Below are 23,752 nucleotides of genomic sequence, written 5' to 3' on the forward strand. Positions count from 1 at the left end.
ATGGTAATGTTAATATGTTAAATAAGATTTTAAAAAAAATACACAATAGATTTATAAGTGATGAAGAATACGCAAGAAAAATAGGCGTTAAAATTGGAAAAAAATGTGTAATCTCTTCTAGGGGGTTTTCTTCTGAGCCATATTTAATAGAGATTGGAGATAATGTAAGAATTGCAAATGAAGTCAGATTTTTTACTCATGGGGGATTAATCCCATTCAGAACACCAGAAAGCGATTTGGATATCTTTGGAAAAATCAAAATAGGAAATAGTGTTCACATTGGTCATGGGGCATATATTATGCCGGGTGTAACCGTTGGTGATAGGTGTATTATCGGAGCTGGTTCTGTCGTTGCAAAGAGTGTTCCTTCTGGGGTTGTAGTTGCAGGAAATCCAGCCAAAATCGTATCAAAAGTCGATGATTTTTTACAGAGAGCTAAGGAAAGTGATTTTTCCAGTAAAAAGCTCAACTACGAACAGAAAAAGAAATTACTTCTCGAGTCTTGTGATGACGATAGATTTATAAAAAAACCATATATGAAGATATAAAATGAATTACTTTTGGGTCTCTATAGATAAATTTGGGAATGTAATACTAAAAACCATTGGTATTATTATTATCGCTAGAATATTAAGTCCTGAAAATTTTGGTGTTTTTTCAGTTGCATCTACTTTTATTGCTTTTGCAAATGTAATTGTTGACTCAGGATTAGGGGGGGCATTGATAAAAAAACAAGATGCTAATGAAAAGGATTTTTCGACAGTTTTTATTTTTAATTTAACATTGTCAATAGTTCTGTACATTTTCATATGTTTATTTTCTAAAAATATAAGTGAATATTTCAATATTGTCGAATTGAATTCAGTAATTCCTTTGATTAGTTTGTTGCTGATAATAAAGTCACTTTCTCTTATTCAAATCACCTATTTGACTAAAGAGTTGAAATTTAAAGTGCAAGCAAAAATTTCCTTTATATCTTACTTGATATCTTTTGTGTTTGGTTATTATTTTGCCTGTAATGGATTTGGCGTATTTAGTTTAGTTTATATGTCATTGATAGAAGCGATCATATTGTTAACTCTCTATACATATGTAGGAAAGGTATTTCCTAAGTTATATTTTAGCTTGAGCTCTTTCAAGGAAATGTATTCTTTTGGCTTTTTCTTAATGCTATCTTCTATTTTAAAAACTGCGTATGAAAATGCTCTTAGCTTAATTTTAACAAAAAATTTCGGAGCTGTACAATCTGGTTATTATTATCAGGCTAACCGAGTTAACCAAATATTTGTTAATACAGTAACTACGATAATAAATAAAGCTGCATTTCCTATAATTGTCAAAAGCATTAACGATAATAATAAGAGCTTTCTAGAAATGCAGAAGGTATGTAGATTCTCTTGCGCTGTATGTTTTTTTATTTTTGCCATAATATCTGTATATTCACAAACTATAATATCAATTCTATTTGGTGAAAAATGGATTAAGTCTGCACCTATGTTGTCTATAATCATACTGTCTGGCTACGGTATGATTGTAGAGTCATTAACTAGGAGTTACCTAAAATCTTATGGTAAAGCTAGTTTAATATTTAAATTAGAGGTTTTAAAAAGAAGTTTAGGTTTGTCACTTATTGTTTTTTGTCTTCAATATGATTTGAAAGTCATATTGTGGGCATATGTTATCTCAACAATAATGTCAGCCTTAATTAATATTTATACTACAACAAACAATGTTCCATATAAGACAAGAATATTACTTTATGATATTGGACTCCCGCTTTTTACTTCATTAGTGGTTCTGTTTTTAGGTAATTATATAGTTTCAAATTTTATATTCTTTTCCTCTTTAATTGGAATGTTTTTTTACACTACTGTATCTTTTATAACATCCTTTACTATTCTGTTTTTTGTTGGTTACTTTGGCTTTAGTAATAGTTTTATTCGCCATTTTAAAAGAAGTTAAACTATATTGCATGTTGATAGAAAATTAATTTAAAAGTTGAAGAAAATGATAAATTATAAAAACAAAAGTATCTTTATTTTTGTAGATTCTTTGTCTCTAGGTGGAGCTGAAAAAAACTGTGTTAGTTATGCAAATGTTATTGCTAGAAACGGCTATACTGTATCAGTAGTTATTTATAACTTGGGTAATCTAAGTCTTGTTAATGAATTGGATTCCTCAGTGAGAGTTGTTAACTTAAATAAAAGCAGCGGTCTAAAAGCTCTTCCAAAGCTAATAAAGGTAATATCTAACAATAAAATTGATCTTGCTTTTTGCTTTAACTCTCAGATTTCAATACTTGTATATCTTTCAAGGTTAATCTCTGGTAGTGATTTTAAGATTATTTCCAGGTGTGTTAATAACTTGAGTGCTCTGAACAAAATTCACTCAAAAAGAATAAAGCAAATAGTTCTGAATAAGTTAACCCCGATTCTGTATACGAAGATGGACCACTATATTGCTCAATGTGAAGCAATGAAAGTTGCTTTGAAATTAGAGTTGTCTATAAATGAAAACAGAGTCACTACTATATATAATATGGTTGAAGAGAAATTCTCTCCTGATGGTTGTAAATTAAAACTTTCTAATTACGAGAAGAAGGTGTTATATGTTGGAAGGTTTAAAAAGCAAAAAGGTATAGATTTTTTAGGTGACATAATAATTAAGTCGTTAAAGTCTGATAATAATTTGAGTTTTCATTTAATAGGGGATGGGGACGGTAAAGATGAACTTTTAAATTTTCTTAAAAGTAATGGAGTAGATGATAGAGTGTTTTTTTATGGAAAAGTTGACAACGTGGATGATTACTATCGCTCAGTAGATGTTACGATATTAACATCTCGTTTCGAGGGCTTTCCAAATGTGCTTTGTGAGTCGATTAGTTGTGGTACTCCAGTTGTCTCTTTTGATTGTCCTACCGGACCTTCAGAGATAGTTGTCAATGGGCAAAATGGTTTTATTGTTGATTGTTTTAACACGAATGACTTTGTCAACATGATACAAAGAGCCTTCCTTTTAAAATCAAATGGCAAGGTTTTAATGAAATTACATAATAATATAAGTGTTGATAATATATTGAATTTGATTGAAAGAGTTTAAAATATAAGCATGCAAGGAAGAAGAATTGTAAAGTTAATAAAACCAGTTGTCACGGTTTTATCCAAAGTTTTTAGTTTTTTTCCGCTATTATTTAAAGAAATGATATATAATCTTACTATGTTTATTCCAACCAAGCTAGGAGTATTGATTAGGTTGGTGGTTATTAAGGGGATTATTAAATGCGGTGATAATATATATATAGCAACAAATGTCAGAATAAAAAATTTCGAAGGTTTACTTATAGGTGATAACGTCTCATTTCATGAAAACTGTTATATAGATGCAATTGGTGGTATTGAAATTAAAGATGATGTATCTATAGCACATAACTGTTCAATAGTTTCATTTGAACATGATTGGAGTGATGATAAGGTGTCTATTAAATATAATGAATTAAAAAAAAAAGGCATATTTATAAATAGCGATGTTTGGGTAGGGTGTGGAAGTAGAATACTTGCCGGTGCTTATGTCGATTCCAGGGTTATAATAGCAGCAGGTTCAGTTGTTAAAGGTGACTTGAATTCTAATTGTATTTATGCAGGTGTGCCTGCTAAAGAAATAAAAAAAATATGATTTTTTAATTAAGGTTAGTTTATGAAGGCCGCTTTTTTTCATGACCATATTTTTCTTAAGTATAAAGGTCGATATTATTCAAAAGGAAAATTAACATATAGGCAACTGTCATATTATCTAGAGTATTGTCAGGAGTTGATCGTTGTCAGTCGATACCAAGAAGTCTATGAAGCCCCACCACCTGAGTTTTTATCTCTAGGAAAGAATGTAAGTATAAAGGGCTATCCAGGGGTATTGACTAGAAATTTTATGGTCAACAGAAAAAATTATCTCAATGAAATTGCAAATACTTTACTCGATGTTGATGTTGTTTTTTCTAGAATGCCTAGTGAATTTGGAATTTTAGCCACGAATATGGCTAAAAAACTTAATATCAACTGCATCGTTGAAATGGTGGCATCTCCTTTTGATTGTCTTTGGTATCGGGGAGATATTTTTGCCAAACTATATGCACCATTCTTACACTATAGAGTGAAAAAGGCATTGAAAAATGCAGAAAGTGTCATATACGTAACAAATTCTTACTTACAGCAAGCTTACCCGACTAGAGGCCGCTGTATAGCTGTTTCAGATGCAAGGGTTTGTATCCAGAGCGAAGGAAAAGAATTAGATAAAAATAAACTGATGCGTATAGGTATTATTGCTAACCCATCTCTAAAACTCAAAGGAGTAGAAAGCCTGTATCATGCAATGTCGTTATTACCTAAAAATAAATATGTATTGTCTATTGTAGGAGGTACCAACGTATCTGAAATAGAGTCAATAATGGCTAAAGATGATAACGTTGAATTAAAAGGTATTATTGCTGATAAAGAAGAGTTAGACAAATGGCTTTCAACTATAGACTTGTATATTCAACCGAGCTTTACAGAAGGTCTTCCAAGGTCTATTGTGGAAGCAATGTCTTTTTCTATTCCTGTCCTGGGCTCTAAAGTTGGTGGGATTCCTGAGCTTGTTCATTCAAATTACTTATTTAAAGCTGGAAATAGTAAAGATATCGCAAGCAAGATTTTATCAGTTAGTGAAGATAAGATTGAATATCTAAAGCTTTCAGAACACTCTAAGAAAATGGCAGAAAGATTCAATTCTAATTTAGATGATAGGAAGAGAGAGTTTATTATTAATGCAATAAGTGCTCATTCATAAAAATGAATATTTTATTTGGAGAATAACATTGAAATATTTAGTAACTGGCGCAGCGGGTTTTATTGGCGCTAAAACCATTGAAGTACTTTTGAGTAAAGGTGCGAGTGTTGTTGGTGTAGATAATATTAATGACTACTATGATGTTAATCTTAAAGAAGCTCGACTACTGACGATCAACAATAGTGAGCGATTCGAATTTGTAAAGATGGATCTCTCGGATAGACAAGCTGTAGCTGATTTCTTCGCTAACAACCAGTTTGATTGTGTTATCCACTTAGCAGCTCAAGCTGGTGTGAGATACTCTATAGAAAACCCGATGGCCTATGCGGATTCTAACTTAGTTGGTCACCTAAACATCCTAGAGGGTTGCCGACATTCAAAAGTTAAGCATTTAGTTTACGCATCGTCATCTTCTGTTTATGGCTTGAATCAAAAAACACCTTTTGAAACAAGTGATACGGTTGACCATCCAGTTTCTTTGTATGCAGCGACGAAGAAATCAAATGAGTTAATGGCACATTCATATTCTCATTTGTATGACTTACCGACGACTGGATTGCGGTTCTTCACCGTTTACGGTCCATGGGGTCGTCCTGACATGGCACCTTTTATTTTCACTAAGAAGATATTAGAGGGCGATACAATTGATATAAACAATAATGGCGATATGTGGCGAGACTTCACTTACATTGACGACATTGTTGAAGGTATTGTACGTATTTCTGAGGTTATCCCTCAAAGAAATGACGACTGGACCGTTGAATCCGGTACGCCTGCTTCTAGTTCAGCTCCATACTCTGTTTACAATATCGGTCACGGTAGTCCAGTTAACCTTATGGACTTCATCACGGAAATCGAATCTGCGCTTGGTATTGAAGCGAAAAAGAATTTCCGCGAGATGCAGCCTGGTGATGTGTATAAGACTTATGCTGATACTTCTGATTTATTCGAAGCGACTGGCTATAAACCTCAAGTTGGTCTTAAACAAGGCGTTCAAGCTTTAGTTGATTGGTATCGCGAGTTTTATAAGGTTTAGGTAGTTAGATGAAAACGGTTGCGATTTCAGCAAATACAAGTTGGTATTTATATAATTTCAGAAGAAACACGATTACGGCGTTGTTGGACGCAGGTTATCAGGTTGTAGCTATAGCCCCTAAAGATGATTATTCACCGAAGCTTGAATCACTTGGAGCAAGCTTTTGTCATATCAACATTGACCAAGGGGGTACAAACCCTGTTAAAGATATTGGTACGTTTTTCTCATTGATCAAAATCTTTAAGAGCGTCAAACCCGATGTGGTACTGAACTTTACTCCAAAGAATAATATCTACGGTACGTTAGCTGGGCATTTTGTTGGCTCTAAGTCGGTCAATAATATTGCCGGCTTAGGTATGGTCTTTATTAATGAAGGCCTTACGTCTAAGATTGCCAGATTGCTGTATAAAATGAGCCAATCTAAAGCAAGTAAGATCTTCTTTCAAAATGAAGACGATAAAACGTTGTTTTTGGAGAACCGGTTAGCGCCATCGTATCTTGTTGATCGTCTACCCGGTTCGGGAGCTGATCTCAACCGTTTTCAAGTTAGCCCTGCAAATGATGACGGTGTAATTCGCTTTTTATTGATTGCCAGAATGTTGTACGACAAAGGCATTGGTCACTACGTTGAAGCGGCCCGTGCATTGAAGTCTAAGCATGGTGATAAGGTTGAATTTCGATTACTAGGTTTTCTTGATGTTAATAACCCTTCAGCTGTCTCTAGTAGCGATATGCAAAAGTGGGTTGATGAAGGCATTGTAAGTTATCTTGGCACTTCTGATTGTGTAGAAGAGGAGATTGCGAAGGTAGATTGCATGGTGCTTCCTTCATTCTATCGAGAGGGAGTTCCTAAATCGTTACTTGAAGCTGCGGCAATGGGGAAACCCATAGTAACAACCGACAATGTTGGTTGTCGTGAAACGGTTGACGATGGAGTCAATGGTTATTTATGTGCTCCTCGCTCGACAGAGAGTTTGATTGAAAAACTGGATTTGGTGATCAACCTCACTCATCAAGAAAGGTTAACAATGGGACAATTCAGTCGTCAAAAAGTTGAACGAGAGTTTGATGAGCAGTTAGTCATACAAAAATACTTGGACGCAGTGGAAGATTGCTTTCAAAAAGAAAAAACTCAAGCAGAAGGCCTCAGTGCCAGTTAGCAAAACTAAATAAAATAAAGAGTTATGATCAAAAAGATTTCAGTGGATGAAGTAACGATAATTGCCCTATCGTTGGCTTTTAGTTGTGGCGTCGCGGCAAACGAATTGCAGACGCTAAATTCTAACCAAAGCTTTAGTGGACTGGTTTTTAACCCTAATGCTCAAGTGAAAGAGTATGGCGACTTTGGTGTATCTTTTGCCCAAGGGCGCCCTTGGCTTGACGAGGTGCAAGGTTTAGATTCTATCAAAGTATCTTTCGGCCTCATTGAAGGGTTAGAGGCTCACGGTAGTATCGTTACTTATGATTATAACTCTAACTGTTTTAAAACAGGCTGTGGCGGTATTCGAGATTTATCATTATCACTGAAGTATCAGGTTCCCAATTTTTGGGGGAATGAGAACTTAGATTTTGCTTTGGGTATGCAAGATGTCGGTGGGGCTGCAAATAAGCTCATGACTAATTTTGCCGTCGCTGATTATACGTTTAATGCACTTCCCTTAAGGGTTTCTGCTGGTTTCGGTCAGTCAGAAGAGCGTTTGATAGGTGTTCTGGATGGCCCTTTTGGTGGTTTTGAATACCAACCTTTTGACTTTATTCAACTAGTTGGCGAATATGATTCAGTAGAATTCAACTCTTCTGTAAAAGTGTTTACTCCCGATAATTTACTGCCTAATGATATAACCGCCTCATTAAGCTACCAGATTTATTCTGGTCATGAATCGGATGGTTCGAGCGTTTGGAGTGCTGCACTCTCGATGCCATTGATAACGGAATACTCTCGCTCTCGCGACTACGCGAAGAATAATATGACGTTAATGGATCGTTTAGTCGTTGAGCAAAACAAAGCGCAACAAGCGTCAATTTCCTCTTTGGTTAGTGCGTTAAAAAATGAAGGCTTCGTTAACGTTCAAGTCGGCTTGTCAAATCACAAAGTTGTGGTGGCTTTAGAGAACCGTCGCTACAACCATAATCAAGTTGACGGACTAGGTGTGGCTCTGGGTATTGTGTCGAGTCATTTAGGTCAAAATGCGGCGCAAGATATTGGCGCTGCATCGGATCAATTTGAACTTGTGATGCTTGCCAACCAAAAACCAGTGGTCAGCGTTTTGTCTGACGCTAACTGTTACCAAAGTTTTGTCAATGGTAGCGCAGCTTGTGATGACATTCAGTTTATCACGCGCGATTTACTGGAAAGATTAGACATGGTTGATTGGAAAACGGAGCGAGTTAATTCAGGCACTTTAGATTCGCAGATCGTGCTTTCTCCTATGGTAAGGCATGGTTTTGCAACCGAGTACGGTGTGTATGATTACTCTTTTGCTATGTCTAGCAACTTATACACCTACCTATGGTCTGGCGCGGCAATTGATGTTCGTCATATTTTACCTTTAGCAGAAAGTGACGATTTTGAAGAAGGTGGGTATTTCGAAGACAGCGCGTACGAGAACGAGATTGATCGTGCAATGGTGCATCAGTTCTTCCGTTTACCATATGTCGATATTGCTAACCAGGTCTCTCTAGGCTTGGTTAAGTCGGATTATATCGGTGCGCGCAGCGAATCAGCTTGGTTCTCTGAGTCAGGCAACCATGAGTTGGGACTAGAGATGAGCTACTTCCAACATCAAGACGAAAAAGACAAAAATGGTTATGCGAACCCAGACCGCCAAACCTTTTTAACTCGTTATACATTCTCTATGCCGGAGTGGGATTGGCAGTTTAATGCGACTGCTGGAGAGTTTTGGAAGGGGGATGTCGGCGCAAAATTCACGACCTCACATTGGTTTGAGGACATAGAAGTATCGGCAAGTTATCAGGTGACAAAGTTTAATGATACAGACGAAGAGCAGTTTGTCACTGTGTCAGTAAAGCTGCCATTAACGCCATGGCGTGATATGTCACCGGGAGTGATACAAGTTCGTGGTAACGAGGCTTATGATTTCAACGTTACGACACGAGTTGGCAACGATACAAACTATTTGGCAGCAGGCCAGGGTGATGAACTCGTGATGGATAATAGTATGCTTCGCCGCTACTTTAACCGAGGCCGTTATGGTCAAGAGTACTTTGAGCAGAACAAGCTTCGCATTCGCAATGCTTATTTGCGTTACTTGGGTACTCAATTGAATTAAGTTGTGTTGCTAGTTAGGCTTTTAGTTAATCGCCGCACTCTACCGAGAGTGTCGGTGTTTTGATATGCTAGCGTCAGTTAAATAATAGGAAATAAAAATGAAAATTGCTGTAGCAGGCACGGGCTACGTCGGTTTGTCCAATGCCATGTTATTGTCACAAAACCATGAGGTTGTGGCGGTTGATATTATCCAAGAAAAAGTGGACTTGTTGAATGACAAGAAATCTCCAATTGTTGATGCGGAAATCGAACATTTCCTTGCAAACAAAGAACTCAACTTTGTCGCGACGCTAGATAAAGAGCGAGCTTACAAAGACGCAGAGTTTGTTGTTATTGCCACACCAACGGATTATGACCCTCAAACGAACTACTTTAACACCTCTTCAGTTGAAGCAGTGATTAAAGATGTGATGGCAATTAATCCAGATGCGGTTATGGTGATTAAGTCGACTGTACCTGTGGGTTATACTGCGCGTATTAAAGAGGAGCTCGGTTGTCAGAATGTTATGTTCTCTCCAGAGTTTCTTCGTGAAGGTAAAGCACTTTACGATAACCTCCACCCGTCTCGCATAATCGTTGGTGAACGCAGCGAACGTGCAGAGAAGTTCGCTAACCTTTTGGTTGAAGGCGCGGTAAAAGAAGACATCTCGGTTCTGTTTACTGACTCTACAGAAGCCGAAGCGGTTAAGTTGTTCTCAAACACATATCTTGCGATGCGCGTAGCCTATTTTAATGAGCTAGATTCGTATGCTGAAGCACACAATCTTGATGCTCGCCAAATTATTGAAGGTGTTGGCTTAGACCCTCGTATTGGCAATCACTACAACAATCCGTCATTCGGTTATGGTGGTTACTGCTTACCAAAAGATACAAAGCAATTGTTAGCAAACTACCAAGAAGTTCCTAATAACATTATTGGTGCAATCGTTGATGCGAACCGCACTCGTAAAGATTTTGTCGCAGAGTCTATTCTCAAGCGAGAACCAAAAGTCGTGGGTATTTACCGCTTAATTATGAAAGCTGGTTCAGATAACTTCCGCGCTTCGTCTATTCAAGGCATTATGAAGCGCATTAAGGCAAAAGGCATCGAAGTCGTGGTGTATGAGCCAGTACTTAAGGAAGATGAGTTCTTCCACTCTGCTGTTATCCGCGATATTGAAGAATTCAAACAAATGTCAGATGTCATTGTTTCTAACCGCATGGTGGAAGAACTAGCTGATGTGGCTAATAAAGTTTACACCCGCGACCTGTTCGGTAGTGATTAATTAGTCTTTATATTCAAATAATATAATAGGCTCCCTTAAGGGAGCCTTTCTTTTAGTTGGTAATGGTTATGATTAAAAAATGTTTATTCCCTGCTGCGGGTTACGGTACACGTTTCCTTCCTGCAACTAAGTCGATGCCGAAAGAAATGATGCCAGTGGTGAACAAGCCATTGATTGAATACGGTGTTGAAGAAGCGATTGAAGCCGGTATGGACGGTATGTGCATCGTCACTGGTCGTGGTAAGCACTCGTTAATGGATCACTTTGATAAAAACTACGAGCTAGAGCATCAAATTAGCGGTACAAGTAAAGAAGCGCTGCTTGATGATATTCGTTCTTTGATTGATTCTGCGAGTTACACTTACATCCGTCAGCGTGAAATGAAAGGCTTAGGTCACGCTATTCTTACGGGACGTGAATTGGTCGGTGATGAACCGTTTGCTGTAGTGCTTGCGGATGACCTTTGTGTGAATGAGGACAAAGGCGTTCTAGCGCAAATGGTTGAGCTGTACAAACAGTTCCGCTGTTCAATCGTTGCGGTACAAGAAGTGCCGGAATCAGAAACGCATAAATACGGTGTGATTGCTGGCGAGATGATCAAAGATGATATCTTCCGCATTGATAACATGGTTGAAAAGCCAGAGCCAGGTACTGCACCTAGCAATCTAGCGATTATTGGTCGCTACATTCTGACCCCTGATATCTTTGAGCTGATTGAAAATACAGAGCCGGGTAAAGGTGGTGAGATTCAAATCACCGATGCGTTGATGCAACAAGCTCAATCTGGTTGTGTTTTGGCATACAAATTTAAAGGTCAGCGCTTTGATTGCGGTAGCGTAGAAGGCTACATTGAAGCAACAAATTACTGCTATGAGAACCTTTATAAGAAGGATTCCAGTGCGGAGCTCGCGAAAAAACCAACCGTGAAAATTGCCGAGCCAGCATAATTCAGAACTTCCTATCGGTGTATTCCAAGTGGATAACACGCAAACAAAAAGGGATGCATGATGCATCCCTTTGTTATTTCTACTCTCAGTAAAAACGAGATTAAGCTTTTGCTTTCGCCGCTGCTTTTGCGATTGCTGCGAAGCTTTTCGCGTCCAGTGAGGCACCGCCAACTAGAGCGCCGTCGATGTCTGGTTGTGAGAAGTAAGCTTCAGCGTTTTCTGGCTTAACAGAACCACCGTATTGGATGATTACTTGTGCTGCAACTGCTTCGTCTTTCGCTGCGATTAGTGCACGGATAGAAGCGTGGATGCGTTGTGCATCTTCAGCTGTTGCTGCTTTACCAGTACCGATAGCCCAGATTGGTTCGTAAGCGATGATTGCGCCGTTTAGAGCTTCAACACCGTAAGTGTCGATCACTGCGTTGATTTGACGTGCACATACAGCTTCAGTTTCGCCCGCTTCGTTTTGCGCTTCAGATTCACCGATACAGAAAACAGGTGTTAGGCCGTTTTCTTTTAGGAAGTTGAATTTCTTAGCGATAAACTCGTCAGATTCGTTGTGGTATTCACGACGCTCTGAGTGACCGATGATGATGTGAGTAGCACCGAAATCTTTCAGCATTTCTGGAGACATATCGCCAGTGAACGCACCGCTGTTGTTTAGGTCAGTGTTTTGAGCACCTAGGATGATCTTGTTACCGCCTTCAGCGATTACGCGCTCTGCTAGGTCGATGTAAAGTGCTGGTGGAGCGACTGCTACGTCAACACCTTCAAGGCCTTCAAGCTCAGCGTTAAGACCAGTTAGCAGCTCAGTTACCATTGCTTTGCTGCCGTTTAGTTTCCAGTTACCCATCACTACAGGACGACGCATAGGAATATCTCCCTTATCTTTAATGTAAATAGTCAATTAATGTAAAAAATCTACGTAGGAATATAACAGAATAATGTGAACAGATCATGATTGGCGTCATGTCTTGTCCGGCTTTCTTTACTGATTCGACCAAGCATCGATCCTGTTATTTTTGTCAAAAGCAATCGATTGGTGATCACGTAGACAGAATGATAGTTCATTCCTCGGAAATTGCTGCTGAGATTGGTATTACTACGCGCTGGAATTAATAGTTGTAGAAAGGAATCAAAATGCCAAATCTCGTTTTAGAGTATTCAAACTCGGTGGAAGAACGTGTCAATGTTCAGGGGTTGCTGGAGGATTTACATAAAACGGCGTTAGAGAGTGGCCTTTTTGAACTCGCGTCAGTGAAATCTAGAACGCTCAGGTGCCACAATTGGTTAATTGGGGAAGAGGGCGATAGCCTCGACTTTATCCATATCAACTTTGATTTGCTATCTGGCCGCTCCCAAGAACAAAAGCGAGAGCTGTCACGAGCCTTGATGGCGACACTTCAAGAGCAAGCCAGTCACGTGCACAGCTTAACGGTCAATATCCGAGACATGGACGTAGACAGCTTCCAGAAGGTAGTGAATTAGGTTGAACCGAGTTTCTTGAGAGCAGTGAGCAGGGTTAAGTATCGTTAGATGCAGGGTACTGAAAGCTAATAGGCCTTATCGAGCGTTTATCGTTGCTTGAGCTTAGTCTCGCTCTGCTTGTTATAACGGCACTATTGGCGCTTACACTGCAGGTGTACTTTCCAAACCATATCGACTCGGCTAATCTATAACCTTTCTATTTTGGGGTAAAATTTGATGTCGACTAAAGAGTTACTGTTTTCTTTTCAAGGACGTATAAACCGTAAAACCTACTGGATTTGGAACGTCATTTACTATGCCTCTATTCTAGGTTTTGGTGCTGGAATCAGTAAGCTATTTCCTACTTTCTCCTATTTACTTCTCCCTATTTTCTTGGTGATTTTGTTAATCCCTGATTTGGCGATCACCACCAAGCGTTGGCATGACCGCAACAAATCAATCTATTGGCTAGCACTGAATATTCCGCTGATTATCGGACGAATCGCTACGCCAATGACTAGCCCTGTTGCACAAGAGCCGTCGACACCGCAAATGTTCGTTGCATCCATTTCTCTGATTTGTGGTTTATGGATTCTAATTGAATGTGGCTTATTAAAAGGAACATCAGGACCAAACCAATATGGCCCTGAGCCGGAGTAATCGCTTTAAGTAACGTGCTCGCTGAAAGTAGATTCTTAGTCTCGCTGAGGCTCGCTAGAATGACGAACTTCTATACTCTAGAGCTTGTTAAAGCCACCGTCATTCTGAACAGTGGGGGGACGAGCATGATTCAGAATCTATCGTCCGCTTGAGCAGTGGCTAAGGTGAGAGGGAAAGAATAGGAGTTTGCTGTTACTTGATTCTTAGTCTCGCTGGATCTCGCTAGAATGACGAGCTTTTTTGATCTAGAGCTTGCTATTTTAACCGTAATTCTGAACAGTGAGGGACGAGCATGATTCAGAATCTATCGTCCGCTTGAGCAGTGGCTAAGGTGAGTGGGAAAGAACAGGAGTTTGTTGCTACTCGATTCTTAGTCTCGCTTGAGCTCGCTAGAATGGCGACTTTCTCTTATTAAATAGAACCGTCATTCTGAACAGCGAGGGACGAGTGTGATTCAGAATCTACGCACAGAGCGCTCCGAGTTTGAACTGAGCGATTGAATTACAATGGAAAAGTAACAGCGAATCATAAAGGAGAATGAATCATCAATAGGATACCTTGCGTTTATATCCTAACGTCAAACAACAACGCCGTTCTTTACATTGGTGTTACCAGTCAGCTGCCTCAAAGAATATGGCAGCATAAAAACGGAGTAGTTGAGGGATTTACCAAGAAATACAACGTTCATAAGCTCGTTTACTTTGAGTTATTCGAAGATATGGCAACTGCCATAACCCGAGAGAAGCAGCTCACGCAGTGGAAGCGTGAGTGGAAGTTAGACCTGGTAAGAGAAACGAACCCTAACTTTCTCGATCTATCTACTGAGTATCAGTAAAAATCATCCCTACCTTTAAATGCCTCTAAACTAACCACATCCGCTTTTTGAGTCGGTGCCGTCTCCCCTTGTAGTGCCGCTCTGAACTTCACGACCTGTTTTTGTAATTCGTTCATCAATACCACATTGGTGTGATGAGGGTTTTTACACGTGCTGATGACTCTATCGATGTGGCTTTGCTGAGCCCACAGTCTTTCTTGCATGTTTTCTGATGCACTTTCGATCATCTCTTTTGCCATTTCATGACGAAATTGCTCAAAAGCTTCTGGGTCTCGCTCAGCCATTCGAACCATTTCATCGAATGGCGGAAGCGTTTGAGAAGGGTAGTGACGTAGAGTAGACATCGATGCTCTCCAAATCCTTATGGAAATTGCCTTTAGTTACTAAAAGCCTATACCACTAGAAAGAGGTGAGAGGATGAATTCTTCAGCCGTCTCACTTATAAGAGAAGCTTTCAAGCTTGAGATTGAATAAGTGCGGCATGTCGATGTTTGTTTGTGGTGGTTACTGCAGTTGTTGGATGCGGTAAACGCAGCGTCTTTGGCCGCTAATGATGTGTTCGGTACGCTCTACTTTGGTGTCACGTCCAAGTAAAGACTGAAAGACACTTAATTCTGATTGGCACAAGCTTGGGCAGCGAGTTGCGGCTTTACAAATCGGGCAGTGATTTTCGATCAAGATAAATCCGTTCTCATCTTGCTCAAGCTCGGCCATATAACCTTCTTGTTCTCTTAGTGTCACAAGAGTTTCTAGTTTGCTTTGCAGAGAGTTACATTGCTCAAGATGCTGACGATAACTTTGTAATGTGAGTTTTTCCCTTTCTGATGTGACTTTTTCCAGTCCATCTTTGCCAAAGATATGTTCGACAGCTTCTATAAACTGAATGGTCAACTCACCGTGACGGTCAGCAAATTGCTCATGACCTTTTTGAGTGAGAGACCAATGACGAGCGGGGCGACCCACTTTGACTTTTACGTCATGAATAGACAGGATGCCATCATCTTCTAAACTCTGAAGGTGCTGACGTGCCCCCATGGTTGTCATACCCAGCTCAGAAGAGAGTTGTTTTGCAGTGACGGAACCATCACGCTTAACGATTTGCAATATCCTATCTACGGTCTTCATATACCCACCATTTATACGTCAGTACATATTATGCGCGATAGGGTTAGTAAAGAAAAGTGTTGACTTAGTTTGAGTGGGGATTTGTAGGGGCTATGTTCATATGAGCCAATATACGTCGTCATTCTGAACAGCGAGGAACGAGGTGATTCAGAATCTATCGTCCGGCTGTGTAGGGGTTAAGGTGAGAGGGAAATAATAGGAGTTTGCTGTTACTGGATTTTTTAGTCTCGCTGGAGCTTGCTAGAATGACGAGCTCTTTTGATTTTGAGCTTGCTATGGTAGCCGTCATTCTGAATAACGAGGAACGAGTGTGATTCAGAATCTATTGCTTGGTTGTGCGGAAAGAAAGGCTCACACTCAGATTGAGCGAGAGCCTCGAGAAATGCTTAAAGAATAATATCACGCACTTCTGGATCTTTACGATCTAGGTAGTGAGTCGACTTAATACGACGAATAGTACGGCATCGACCACGCACGAGAAGCGTTTCTGTGGTTGCGATATTGCCTTGGCGAGAGATGCCTTCTAGCAAGTCACCTTTAGTAATGCCTGTTGCTGAGAATACCACATTGTCGCTACGGGCCATGTCTTCCATTTTGAGGACAACATTCGCTTTTACGCCCATTTCATCGCAGCGTTTTAGTTCGTCTGCGCCGTAAATGCGGTTTTCTTCAGTATCGCCTTTTACTTCATGACGAGGAAGTAGACGACCGTGCATGTCACCGTCTAGCGCTCGAATTACCGCTGCTGATACTACCCCTTCTGGCGCGCCGCCAATACAGTACATCATGTCCACTTCACTGTCTGGCATACAAGTCAGAATAGAGGCAGCCACGTCACCATCAGGCACCGCAAAGACACGTACGCCCATTGCTTGCATTTCTGCAATAACGTCATCGTGGCGAGGTTTCGCAAGGGTAATAACGACTAAGGTATCAAGTGGTTTGTTCAGGGCTTTTGCTACGTTCTCTAGGTTCTCTTTTAACGGCTTTTCTAAATCAATTACGCCTTTTGCACCAGGGCCAACAACCAGTTTTTCCATGTACATATCTGGCGCTTTAAGAAAGCTGCCTTTCTCACCTGCGGCAAGTACGGCTAGTGCGTTAGATTGCCCCATTGCCGTCATGCGAGTCCCTTCAATCGGGTCGACAGCAATATCTACTTCATCACCACCAATACCCACTTGCTCACCAATGTATAGCATTGGCGCATCATCGATTTCACCCTCACCAATGACAATTTCACCACTGATATCTGTTTTGTTCAGTAGGGTGCGCATAACTTCAACAGCTGCGCCATCGGCTGCATTTTTATCGCCACGGCCAAGCCATTTGTAACCAGCCAAAGCTGCACCTTCAGTCACACGGGAAAATGCCATTGCTAAATCACGTTTCATGATGTCTCCAAGTAAGCAAGAGGGAAGAAGAATTTGCGCGGCGATTCTATCACAACGTAGGGTAAACGTTTGCCTTTTGCGGAGCTTTTACTTTATCTAACTTGAATTTGATCAATACTTAGGTCGATTTTCAGCGTGGCGGGAGGCAAAATCCTTGCTCAAAAATGCTTCGGCGATAAGAAAAGTCAGCGTTTAGTGAGATTGCGCCGATTTTTTGACCGAATGATGCGAAATATCGAATATAGTGAGTGTTTCTCATCGCGACGCTGAGTAGAATGAACCTTATATAGGTTAGGTGTGCATCAATCTCGCACATCGTCCCAACGGAATAACATAGGTAGGCCAAGATGTCTTTTGAAGTACTAGAACAACTAGAATCTAAAATTCAAACTGCAGTTGACACAATCACTCTTCTTCAGATGGAAGTCGAAGAGCTGAAAGAAGATAAAGCAAAACTTGCGGAAGAAGCGAACGAGCTTCGCTCTCAACGTGAAGAGCTAGAGCAAAAAGCACAGCAAGCACAACAAGAGCACGCGCAATGGCAAGAGCGCATTCGTGCACTACTTGGCAAAATGGACGAAGTGGAATAATTCGGCTTCTTCATTCCAAATTAAAAACACCCGCGTTAAGCGGGTGTTTGTGTTTTGGGCAAGTTGAAAATCGTTAGGACAAGCTCGATTCTGATAGCCAAGAGAAGGTCCTATAACTTAGGTACCTAAGACTCGTTATTCTTCTTCATCCAACTCTAAATCAATATTCAATGGCTCAGGCGACAGGATAATTCCGGTGCTATCGGCATAAATATAATCTTCAGGTAGAAAGCTGACGCCGCCAAAGTTGACTGGTACATCTAATTCGCCGATACCCTGGCTGGTCGCTCCAACAGGAATAGAGGCGAGGGCTTGAATGCCTAAGTTCATATCTTCAAGTTCATCTACTTCACGAACACAGCCGTAAACGACAATGCCTTCCCACTCGTTTTCTTCCGCAATGGTTGCGATTTCTGCATCGATAAGGGCTTTACGTAGGGAACCGCCACCGTCAATTAACACAACGCGACCAAGTCCATCTTGCTCTAATGTCTCGCGGATCAACGAATTATCTTCAAAACACTTGATGGTGGTGATTTGCCCGGCAAATGAAGCGCGACCGCCAAAATTACTGAACATTGGTTCAACCACATCTACCTGATCGAGGTAGATATCACAGAGTGCTGAGGTATTGTATTCCATAGCGTACCTTTCTAAACAGAAATTGGTTGTCTTTGAGTATATCTAGGCATTAAGTCAATGCAATGACAATCCTTTTTTAACTTACTAGAGTTTGAGCTACCACAATTGTTGCAAACAAAACGTTGGTGACTAAAGAGCATTTCACGATGACTGGCATCATTGGTGCTATCTGAGCGGGCTTTTGTGTATGCCAAACCGCTTTGCCATGATCGGCCACGAAATAAATACTAAGTAAAAATGGCAAGCTAATCCAAACGGGTTTGTCTTGAATTAACAAGTAAGCCGCAAAGGCAAGAATAGCACCGCCAAGTAAAACAAAGTGGTACTGCTTGGCTTTGCGTTGACCCAAACGCACTGCGACCGTGCGTTTACCACACTCTCGGTCGTTCTCGATATCACGCATATTGTTGATGTTGAGTACTGCAACGGCGAGTAAACCGCAGCCTAGAGCAGGTAAGAATAGCGTGGTATCTACGTGACCAGTATGCAAGAAATAGGTACCGGATACGCCGAGTAAACCAAAAAACAAGAAAACTGAAATATCGCCAAGCCCCACGTAACCGTATGGTTTGCTACCCATGGTGTAAGCAATCGCCGCGAGGATGGCTAAAATTCCCAGCCCGATAAACGTCACAATGCTTTCCAGTGAGCTTAGTGAATAGAAAACTAACACTAAGCCAGAAATAGCGGTCAGAACGATGTTAAAGATAATTGCCTGTTTCATCTGTTTCGCACTTACTGCGCCAGACTGCATCGCTCGTAATGGGCCAAGGCGTTTGTCGTTATCTGTACCTTGAACGGCATCACCATAGTCGTTCGCCAGGTTGGATAGAATTTGCAGCAACGTCGCGGTTACGAAAGCCATGATGGCAATTGTCAGTGAAAAATGACCCGCCGAGTAGGCGAGTACGCTACCCGTTAAGATAGAGACTAACGCCAGAGGTAGTGTTTTTGGGCGAGCGGCTTCAAGCCAGATCTGTAAAGATTGTTTCATGGAAATTTCGTGCTAGTAACCAATGTGCCCAGTATAAGCACAAAGAGGCAGATACGCTATTGACCTAAAACAACTCAACTAAAAGTCAAAGGGTGAAGGAGAAGGAAAGCAGTTTCGATATTTGAGGCGATAAAATAGCACTCTTTTTGGAAAGTGAAGGTGCGGAGAACGCTGCTATTAGATTCTTAGTCTCGCTGGAGCTCGCTAGAATGACGAGATCTTTTGATTTAGCTGTTGTCAAAGTAACCGCCATTCTGAACAACGAGGAACGAGTGTGATTCAGAATCAATCGTCCGATTGTGCGGTGGTTAAGGTGAGCTGGAAAGAATAGGGTGTGCTGCTACTAGATTCTTAGTCTCGCTTGAGCTCGCTAGAATGACGAGTTCTTTCGATTTAGAGTTTATTAAAGTCACCGTCATTCTGAACAGCGAGGAACGAGTGTGAGTCAGAATCTATCGTCCGGTTGTGTGGTGGTTAAGGTTAGTGGGAAAGAATAGGGTGTGCTGTTACTAGATTCTTAGTCTCGATGAGAACCCTTAGAATGACGAGATCTTTTGATTTAGATGTTGTCAAAGTAACCGTCATTCTGAACAACGAGGAACGAGTGTGATTCAGAATCTATCATCCGATTGTGGTGGTTAAGGTTAGTGGGAAAGAATAGGGTGTGCTGTTACCAGATTCTTAGCCTCGCCTGAGCTCGCTAGAATGGCCAGACCTATTGATTTAGGTGTTGTCACAGTAATCGTCATTCTAAACAAAAAGCCCAGAAACAAGGTTCTGGGCTTTGGTGGAATAGATTGCGCTTAAAGAATAAAGCGGCTTAGATCTTCATCTTCAATCGTGTCGCCTAGGCGCTCTTTCACATAAGCGGCATCGATAACAAACTTCGCGCCAGATTGCTCCGCTGCGTCGTAAGAGATTTCATCCATTAAGCGTTCCATAACGGTGTGTAAGCGACGAGCACCGATGTTTTCTGTGCTTTCGTTGACCGTCCATGCCGCTTCCGCGATTTGCGTGATGCCATCTTCTGTGAACTCGATGTCCACATCTTCCGTTTTCATCAACGCAACGTACTGCTCTGTTAGAGAGGCTTTTGGCTCTGTCAGAATGCGTTTGAAGTCGTTGCTGCTTAGTGCTTCTAGCTCAACGCGAATTGGTAGACGACCTTGCAATTCTGGGATCAAGTCAGATGGTTTTGCCACTTGGAATGCACCAGATGCAACAAACAGAATGTGGTCTGTTTTTACCATGCCGTGCTTGGTTGATACCGTGCTGCCTTCAATCAATGGAAGCAGGTCGCGCTGAACACCTTCGCGTGAAACGTCTGGGCCTGAGCTCTCGCCGCGTTTACAGATCTTGTCGATCTCATCGATAAATACGATGCCGTTGTTTTCAACGTTGAAAATCGCTGCTTCTTTTAGCTCTTCTTGGTTAACCAGTTTCGCTGCTTCTTCTTCCGCTAACGCTTTCATTGCGTCTTTGATTTTCAGCTTACGTTTTTTCTTAGTGTCGCCAGCCAGGTTTTGGAACATGCCTTGCAGCTGGTTAGTCATCTCTTCCATACCTGGGGGCGCCATGATCTCTACGCCCATTTGTGGTGCGGCTACGTCGATTTCAATTTCTTTATCGTCTAGTTGGCCTTCACGCAATTTTTTACGGAAAATCTGGCGAGTGTGAGAAGACTCTTCCGTTTGCTCTGCTTGACCCCAGCTATCACGTGCTGGTGGCAGTAGCGCATCAAGAATGCGTTCTTCCGCTTGCTCTTCAGCGCGGAATTTTACTTTTTCCATCGCTTGTTGATGCGTCATTTTTACCGCGACATCAGTCAGGTCACGGATGATGGTTTCAACTTCTTTACCAACGTAACCCACTTCTGTGAATTTTGTTGCTTCAACTTTGATGAATGGTGCATTTGCCAGTTTTGCTAGGCGGCGTGCGATTTCAGTCTTACCAACACCAGTAGGACCAATCATCAAAATGTTTTTTGGCGTCACTTCGGCACGCAAGCTTTCTTCAAGCTGCATACGGCGCCAGCGGTTACGAAGTGCAATCGCAACCGAACGCTTGGCTTTTTCTTGACCGATAATGTGGCGGTTCAATTCATGAACGATTTCGCGAGGCGTCATTTCAGACATATTCTTTCCTTACTTCGTTACGATTACGCGGTTGGTTTTTCAGGCTCTATTGTTGAGTCTAGCTCTTCTACCGTGTGGTGATGGTTAGTGAAGACACAAATATCACCCGCGATATTGAGGGCTTTTTCCGCGATCTCACGAGCATCTAGATCTGTGTTTTCTAGTAGGGCGGTTGCTGCAGCTTGTGCGTAAGCACCACCAGAGCCAATCGCAATCAGGTCGTGTTCTGGCTGTACGACATCACCATTACCGGTAATGATTAACGATGCGGTTTCGTCGGCAACGGCAAGCAAGGCTTCGAGCTTGCGCAGAGCACGATCGCTACGCCAGTCTTTGGCTAGCTCAACCGCAGCCTTAGTTAGGTGGCCTTGGTGCATTTGCAGCTTGCTTTCGAAGCGCTCAAAAAGGGTGAAGGCATCCGCAGTACCGCCGGCAAAGCCCGCTAGTACTTGGTTGTTGTATAGGCGGCGAACTTTGCGCGCATTACCTTTCATTACAGTATTGCCTAGAGATACTTGGCCATCACCCGCGATGACGACTTTATTATTTCGACGTACAGATACAATGGTAGTCACAGTCGACCTCTTGATTATTTCTCTTTGGATTTAATTCAGTATATGGGGGAGGGGAAATGGGGATTCAAGGGGGCAAAAAGAAAGGCCCTAGGATCTTAGCTCCTAGGGCCTGAGTTTAAAGATTTTCTTTCCAAATCGCACATGGCTCGATTTTCGCGCGTTGCAGTTTATGACGGTCACGTTCTGCATCACGTTTGAACTTATACGGACCTAGCACCACGCGATACCATGAACTGCCTTCTTTCTTACGAATCTTGCTCGACATCCCTTGGAACGCGATTGCAATCTTGCGCTCTTCTGCTTGCGCCTGGGTTTTATAAGCGCCACATTGCATAATGTAAGGAATCTTAGAAACTTCAATTTCTTTGGCCACAACTTCAACTTCACGTTTCGGTAGTGACTCGACATATTCCCACTTTTCTTCTGGTGGTGGCGGCAAATCTTTTTTCGGCTTTGGTTTGCTCACAGTGGTTGTTGGCTGTTTCACGACAGGTGGTTTTGGTTCTGGGTCGCTACTCAAAAGGTAAAGGCCATAGCCAAAACCGCCCACAAGCAAGATAGCGAGCAGGCCACTACGCCAAGGTTTTTTTCTTCTCGGCGGTTGTTTTTTTGTCGACTTTTTTGGGGCACCTCGCCCCCGTCTTACATAATCTCTATTTGCCACGGTTATTTCTGGTCATCAAGGATTCTTGCAAATATGTTAATCCAGAACGAGTTGAGAAAACACCCTATTGATAGAATCTTGATAGCTAAAGCGCGACAACGCCCGAGTGTAGGAGTGTGTTTCCGTTCTCGCTTATATTTATTCGGGGATACACAAAAAGCAGGAGGGGTAAATAAAAAGCGGCGCCTTAGCACCGCTTTGGGTATGGATACTTAATTTTTAGGTTAAGGGCGCTGTGGTGGCGCTGCACTTCCGCGAATGACGAGATTAGTTTCAAGCAAACGCGAGCCTGAATGCACGTCGTGGCCTTTTAACATCTCGAGCATCATTAGCATTGCTTGTCGACCAATCTCATAGCGAGGCTGAGAGATGGTGGTCAACGGTGGATCGCAGTACTGAGCGAAGTTAATGTCATCAAAGCCCACAACAGAGAGATCTTGCGGTACTCGTAAGCCAAGCTTTTTCGCTTCTTGAATTGCGCCGATGGCCATTGTGTCACAGTGACAGAAAATAGCCGTTGGTGGCTCAGGCAATTCGAGCAGTTTGCGAACGGCTTTTGCTCCGCCATCAAAAGAGAACTCAGTAATGACACTATATTGTGGATCTTTATTGATGCCGGCACGGCGCAGGGCTTGTTGGTAGCCTTGCTGGCGGAACTGACACAATATTGCCGTATCTGGCCCCGAGATTTGCGCGATGCGTTTATGACCTAGTTGGGTTAGGTAATTCACCGCTTCAAATGCTGAGGTCAGGTTGTCAATATGTACTGTCGGAAGTTCTAACTCTGGCGCAAATTCACACGCCATTACCATCGGAGGTAAGTTCTTTTGTTCTGGCTTACTGACATCGAACGGTAGATCTGTGCCAAGCAGTAGCATTCCATCCGCCTGCTTAGTAAATACGAGGTTAACGAAAGAACTTTCGCGTTTCTTCTGTTGTCCGCTATCGCCCAGCAGGACTAGATAGCCATGTTCCATGGCAGCATCTTCAATACCGCGAATAATTTCAGAAAAATAAGGATCACAGATGTCGGGAACGATAGTGACAATGGTTTTTGATTCGTTTCTACGTAAGTTACGCGCTAATGAGTTTGGAGAATAACCCGCTTCAAGTACGGCATCTTCTACTCTTTTTCTCGTTGAAGAAGAGACCTTCTCTGGGTTCATTAATGCTCGAGATACCGTAGCCGTAGACACTCCCGCAAGCTGGGCAACATCCTTCATTGTCGCCATAGTTTTTAACCTCTCGTTTATTTTTTTGCCAAGATGACGTTATTCCGGTTTGAAATCATAATAATCACGCTGAGTTAGAGCAGC

General features: G+C 41.6%; 24 protein-coding genes. 14 read left to right on the top strand and 10 right to left on the bottom strand.

The window, feature by feature from the left end:
* Window positions 1–14 precede the first annotated feature (14 nt).
* From NDJ01_RS08585 to galU, 10 genes are all read left to right on the top strand, one after another.
* Window positions 15–548, top strand: a complete 534-nt coding sequence (locus tag NDJ01_RS08585) for a DapH/DapD/GlmU-related protein (RefSeq protein ID WP_258586577.1) — start codon at window positions 15–17, stop codon at window positions 546–548.
* 1 nt (window position 549) lies between these two features.
* Window positions 550–1,962, top strand: a complete 1,413-nt coding sequence (locus NDJ01_RS08590; protein ID WP_258586578.1) for a lipopolysaccharide biosynthesis protein — start codon at window positions 550–552, stop codon at window positions 1,960–1,962.
* Between the two features lie 45 nt (window positions 1,963–2,007).
* The gene (locus tag NDJ01_RS08595) at window positions 2,008–3,099 is read left to right on the top strand and encodes a glycosyltransferase (protein WP_258586579.1); all 1,092 of its coding nucleotides are present in this window, start codon (window positions 2,008–2,010) and stop codon (window positions 3,097–3,099) included.
* 9 nt (window positions 3,100–3,108) lie between these two features.
* Window positions 3,109–3,672 carry an acyltransferase gene (locus NDJ01_RS08600; protein WP_258586580.1) on the top strand — a complete coding sequence of 188 codons (564 nt, stop codon included), beginning with the start codon at window positions 3,109–3,111 and terminating at the stop codon, window positions 3,670–3,672.
* 21 nt (window positions 3,673–3,693) lie between these two features.
* Complete coding sequence (locus NDJ01_RS08605; protein WP_258586581.1) at window positions 3,694–4,818, top strand: glycosyltransferase family 4 protein; 1,125 nt, start codon at window positions 3,694–3,696, stop codon at window positions 4,816–4,818.
* A gap of 28 nt (window positions 4,819–4,846) precedes the next feature.
* Entirely contained in the window at window positions 4,847–5,854 is a 1,008-nt protein-coding gene (locus tag NDJ01_RS08610) for an NAD-dependent epimerase (RefSeq protein ID WP_005384851.1), read from the top strand.
* A gap of 8 nt (window positions 5,855–5,862) precedes the next feature.
* The gene (locus NDJ01_RS08615) at window positions 5,863–7,014 is read left to right on the top strand and encodes a glycosyltransferase family 4 protein (protein ID WP_258586582.1); all 1,152 of its coding nucleotides are present in this window, start codon (window positions 5,863–5,865) and stop codon (window positions 7,012–7,014) included.
* Window positions 7,015–7,038: 24 nt separating this feature from the next.
* Window positions 7,039–9,144 (top strand): YjbH domain-containing protein, encoded by a 2,106-nt coding sequence (locus NDJ01_RS08620; RefSeq protein WP_258586583.1) that lies wholly within the window; start codon window positions 7,039–7,041, stop codon window positions 9,142–9,144.
* A 97-nt stretch (window positions 9,145–9,241) separates the two neighbouring features.
* Window positions 9,242–10,408 (top strand): nucleotide sugar dehydrogenase, encoded by a 1,167-nt coding sequence (locus NDJ01_RS08625; RefSeq protein WP_258586584.1) that lies wholly within the window; start codon window positions 9,242–9,244, stop codon window positions 10,406–10,408.
* A gap of 68 nt (window positions 10,409–10,476) precedes the next feature.
* Window positions 10,477–11,355, top strand: coding sequence for a UTP--glucose-1-phosphate uridylyltransferase GalU (gene galU, locus NDJ01_RS08630; protein WP_005397961.1), 879 nt, complete (start codon window positions 10,477–10,479; stop codon window positions 11,353–11,355).
* Between the two features lie 100 nt (window positions 11,356–11,455).
* Here the strand turns inward: galU and tpiA are convergent, their stop codons facing one another.
* Window positions 11,456–12,226 (bottom strand): triose-phosphate isomerase, encoded by a 771-nt coding sequence (tpiA, locus tag NDJ01_RS08635; protein WP_031420070.1) that lies wholly within the window; start codon window positions 12,224–12,226, stop codon window positions 11,456–11,458.
* Between the two features lie 269 nt (window positions 12,227–12,495).
* Here tpiA and NDJ01_RS08640 point away from each other — a divergent pair, with 269 nt between their 5' ends.
* From NDJ01_RS08640 to NDJ01_RS08650, 3 genes are all read left to right on the top strand, one after another.
* On the top strand, window positions 12,496–12,843 hold the full coding sequence (locus tag NDJ01_RS08640; RefSeq protein WP_005397960.1) for a 5-carboxymethyl-2-hydroxymuconate Delta-isomerase: 348 nt from the start codon (window positions 12,496–12,498) through the stop codon (window positions 12,841–12,843).
* Between the two features lie 216 nt (window positions 12,844–13,059).
* A complete protein-coding gene (locus tag NDJ01_RS08645; protein WP_258586585.1) occupies window positions 13,060–13,482 on the top strand; it encodes a DUF805 domain-containing protein in 423 nt (140 codons plus the stop codon).
* Window positions 13,483–14,050: 568 nt separating this feature from the next.
* Window positions 14,051–14,317 (top strand): GIY-YIG nuclease family protein, encoded by a 267-nt coding sequence (locus NDJ01_RS08650; protein WP_374044950.1) that lies wholly within the window; start codon window positions 14,051–14,053, stop codon window positions 14,315–14,317.
* Here NDJ01_RS08650 and NDJ01_RS08655 read toward each other — a convergent pair.
* From NDJ01_RS08655 to glpX, 3 genes are all read right to left on the bottom strand, one after another.
* On the bottom strand, window positions 14,311–14,661 hold the full coding sequence (locus tag NDJ01_RS08655; RefSeq protein ID WP_048626578.1) for a DUF3135 domain-containing protein: 351 nt from the start codon (window positions 14,659–14,661) through the stop codon (window positions 14,311–14,313). The two genes, NDJ01_RS08650 and NDJ01_RS08655, sit on opposite strands and share 7 nt — an antisense overlap.
* 160 nt (window positions 14,662–14,821) lie before the next feature.
* On the bottom strand, window positions 14,822–15,442 hold the full coding sequence (locus NDJ01_RS08660; RefSeq protein ID WP_134647687.1) for a metalloregulator ArsR/SmtB family transcription factor: 621 nt from the start codon (window positions 15,440–15,442) through the stop codon (window positions 14,822–14,824).
* Between the two features lie 386 nt (window positions 15,443–15,828).
* Window positions 15,829–16,836 (bottom strand): class II fructose-bisphosphatase, encoded by a 1,008-nt coding sequence (gene glpX, locus NDJ01_RS08665; protein ID WP_005383180.1) that lies wholly within the window; start codon window positions 16,834–16,836, stop codon window positions 15,829–15,831.
* A gap of 347 nt (window positions 16,837–17,183) precedes the next feature.
* Here glpX and zapB point away from each other — a divergent pair, with 347 nt between their 5' ends.
* The gene (zapB, locus tag NDJ01_RS08670; RefSeq protein WP_005379536.1) at window positions 17,184–17,426 is read left to right on the top strand and encodes a cell division protein ZapB; all 243 of its coding nucleotides are present in this window, start codon (window positions 17,184–17,186) and stop codon (window positions 17,424–17,426) included.
* Window positions 17,427–17,561: 135 nt separating this feature from the next.
* Here zapB and rraA read toward each other — a convergent pair whose 3' ends face one another.
* The 6 genes from rraA to cytR all read right to left on the bottom strand — a co-directional run bounded on the left by rraA (window position 17,562) and on the right by cytR (window position 23,689).
* Window positions 17,562–18,068 carry a ribonuclease E activity regulator RraA gene (gene rraA, locus NDJ01_RS08675; RefSeq protein ID WP_258586586.1) on the bottom strand — a complete coding sequence of 169 codons (507 nt, stop codon included), beginning with the start codon at window positions 18,066–18,068 and terminating at the stop codon, window positions 17,562–17,564.
* Window positions 18,069–18,144: 76 nt separating this feature from the next.
* A complete protein-coding gene (locus tag NDJ01_RS08680) occupies window positions 18,145–19,062 on the bottom strand; it encodes a 1,4-dihydroxy-2-naphthoate polyprenyltransferase (protein ID WP_005397953.1) in 918 nt (305 codons plus the stop codon).
* 803 nt (window positions 19,063–19,865) lie between these two features.
* Window positions 19,866–21,197 carry an HslU--HslV peptidase ATPase subunit gene (hslU, locus tag NDJ01_RS08685; RefSeq protein ID WP_006742475.1) on the bottom strand — a complete coding sequence of 444 codons (1,332 nt, stop codon included), beginning with the start codon at window positions 21,195–21,197 and terminating at the stop codon, window positions 19,866–19,868.
* A gap of 23 nt (window positions 21,198–21,220) precedes the next feature.
* Entirely contained in the window at window positions 21,221–21,772 is a 552-nt protein-coding gene (gene hslV / locus NDJ01_RS08690) for an ATP-dependent protease subunit HslV (RefSeq protein ID WP_033905999.1), read from the bottom strand.
* A 115-nt stretch (window positions 21,773–21,887) separates the two neighbouring features.
* Window positions 21,888–22,436, bottom strand: a complete 549-nt coding sequence (gene ftsN / locus NDJ01_RS08695; protein ID WP_258586587.1) for a cell division protein FtsN — start codon at window positions 22,434–22,436, stop codon at window positions 21,888–21,890.
* 224 nt (window positions 22,437–22,660) lie between these two features.
* A complete protein-coding gene (gene cytR / locus NDJ01_RS08700; protein ID WP_254901949.1) occupies window positions 22,661–23,689 on the bottom strand; it encodes a DNA-binding transcriptional regulator CytR in 1,029 nt (342 codons plus the stop codon).
* Window positions 23,690–23,752: the final 63 nt, after the last annotated feature.

Origin of the sequence: Vibrio sp. HS-50-1 (assembly GCF_024747315.1) — a bacterium.
Lineage (GTDB): Bacteria > Pseudomonadota > Gammaproteobacteria > Enterobacterales > Vibrionaceae > Vibrio > Vibrio diabolicus.

Excerpts from the sequence above, each read along its gene's own strand:
- NDJ01_RS08585 (WP_258586577.1), top strand. The coding sequence starts at position 15 with ATGTTAAATAAGATTTTAAAAAAAATACACAATAGATTTATAAGTGAT.
- galU (WP_005397961.1), top strand. The coding sequence starts at position 10,477 with ATGATTAAAAAATGTTTATTCCCTGCTGCGGGTTACGGTACACGTTTC.
- NDJ01_RS08600 (WP_258586580.1), top strand. The coding sequence starts at position 3,109 with ATGCAAGGAAGAAGAATTGTAAAGTTAATAAAACCAGTTGTCACGGTT.
- NDJ01_RS08615 (WP_258586582.1), top strand. The coding sequence starts at position 5,863 with ATGAAAACGGTTGCGATTTCAGCAAATACAAGTTGGTATTTATATAAT.
- NDJ01_RS08640 (WP_005397960.1), top strand. The coding sequence starts at position 12,496 with ATGCCAAATCTCGTTTTAGAGTATTCAAACTCGGTGGAAGAACGTGTC.
- NDJ01_RS08680 (WP_005397953.1), bottom strand. The coding sequence starts at position 19,062 with ATGAAACAATCTTTACAGATCTGGCTTGAAGCCGCTCGCCCAAAAACA.
- NDJ01_RS08625 (WP_258586584.1), top strand. The coding sequence starts at position 9,242 with ATGAAAATTGCTGTAGCAGGCACGGGCTACGTCGGTTTGTCCAATGCC.
- NDJ01_RS08605 (WP_258586581.1), top strand. The coding sequence starts at position 3,694 with ATGAAGGCCGCTTTTTTTCATGACCATATTTTTCTTAAGTATAAAGGT.
- NDJ01_RS08620 (WP_258586583.1), top strand. The coding sequence starts at position 7,039 with ATGATCAAAAAGATTTCAGTGGATGAAGTAACGATAATTGCCCTATCG.
- NDJ01_RS08595 (WP_258586579.1), top strand. The coding sequence starts at position 2,008 with ATGATAAATTATAAAAACAAAAGTATCTTTATTTTTGTAGATTCTTTG.
- rraA (WP_258586586.1), bottom strand. The coding sequence starts at position 18,068 with ATGGAATACAATACCTCAGCACTCTGTGATATCTACCTCGATCAGGTA.
- tpiA (WP_031420070.1), bottom strand. The coding sequence starts at position 12,226 with ATGCGTCGTCCTGTAGTGATGGGTAACTGGAAACTAAACGGCAGCAAA.
- hslU (WP_006742475.1), bottom strand. The coding sequence starts at position 21,197 with ATGTCTGAAATGACGCCTCGCGAAATCGTTCATGAATTGAACCGCCAC.
- zapB (WP_005379536.1), top strand. The coding sequence starts at position 17,184 with ATGTCTTTTGAAGTACTAGAACAACTAGAATCTAAAATTCAAACTGCA.
- glpX (WP_005383180.1), bottom strand. The coding sequence starts at position 16,836 with ATGAAACGTGATTTAGCAATGGCATTTTCCCGTGTGACTGAAGGTGCA.
- NDJ01_RS08655 (WP_048626578.1), bottom strand. The coding sequence starts at position 14,661 with ATGTCTACTCTACGTCACTACCCTTCTCAAACGCTTCCGCCATTCGAT.
- NDJ01_RS08660 (WP_134647687.1), bottom strand. The coding sequence starts at position 15,442 with ATGAAGACCGTAGATAGGATATTGCAAATCGTTAAGCGTGATGGTTCC.
- NDJ01_RS08645 (WP_258586585.1), top strand. The coding sequence starts at position 13,060 with ATGTCGACTAAAGAGTTACTGTTTTCTTTTCAAGGACGTATAAACCGT.
- NDJ01_RS08590 (WP_258586578.1), top strand. The coding sequence starts at position 550 with ATGAATTACTTTTGGGTCTCTATAGATAAATTTGGGAATGTAATACTA.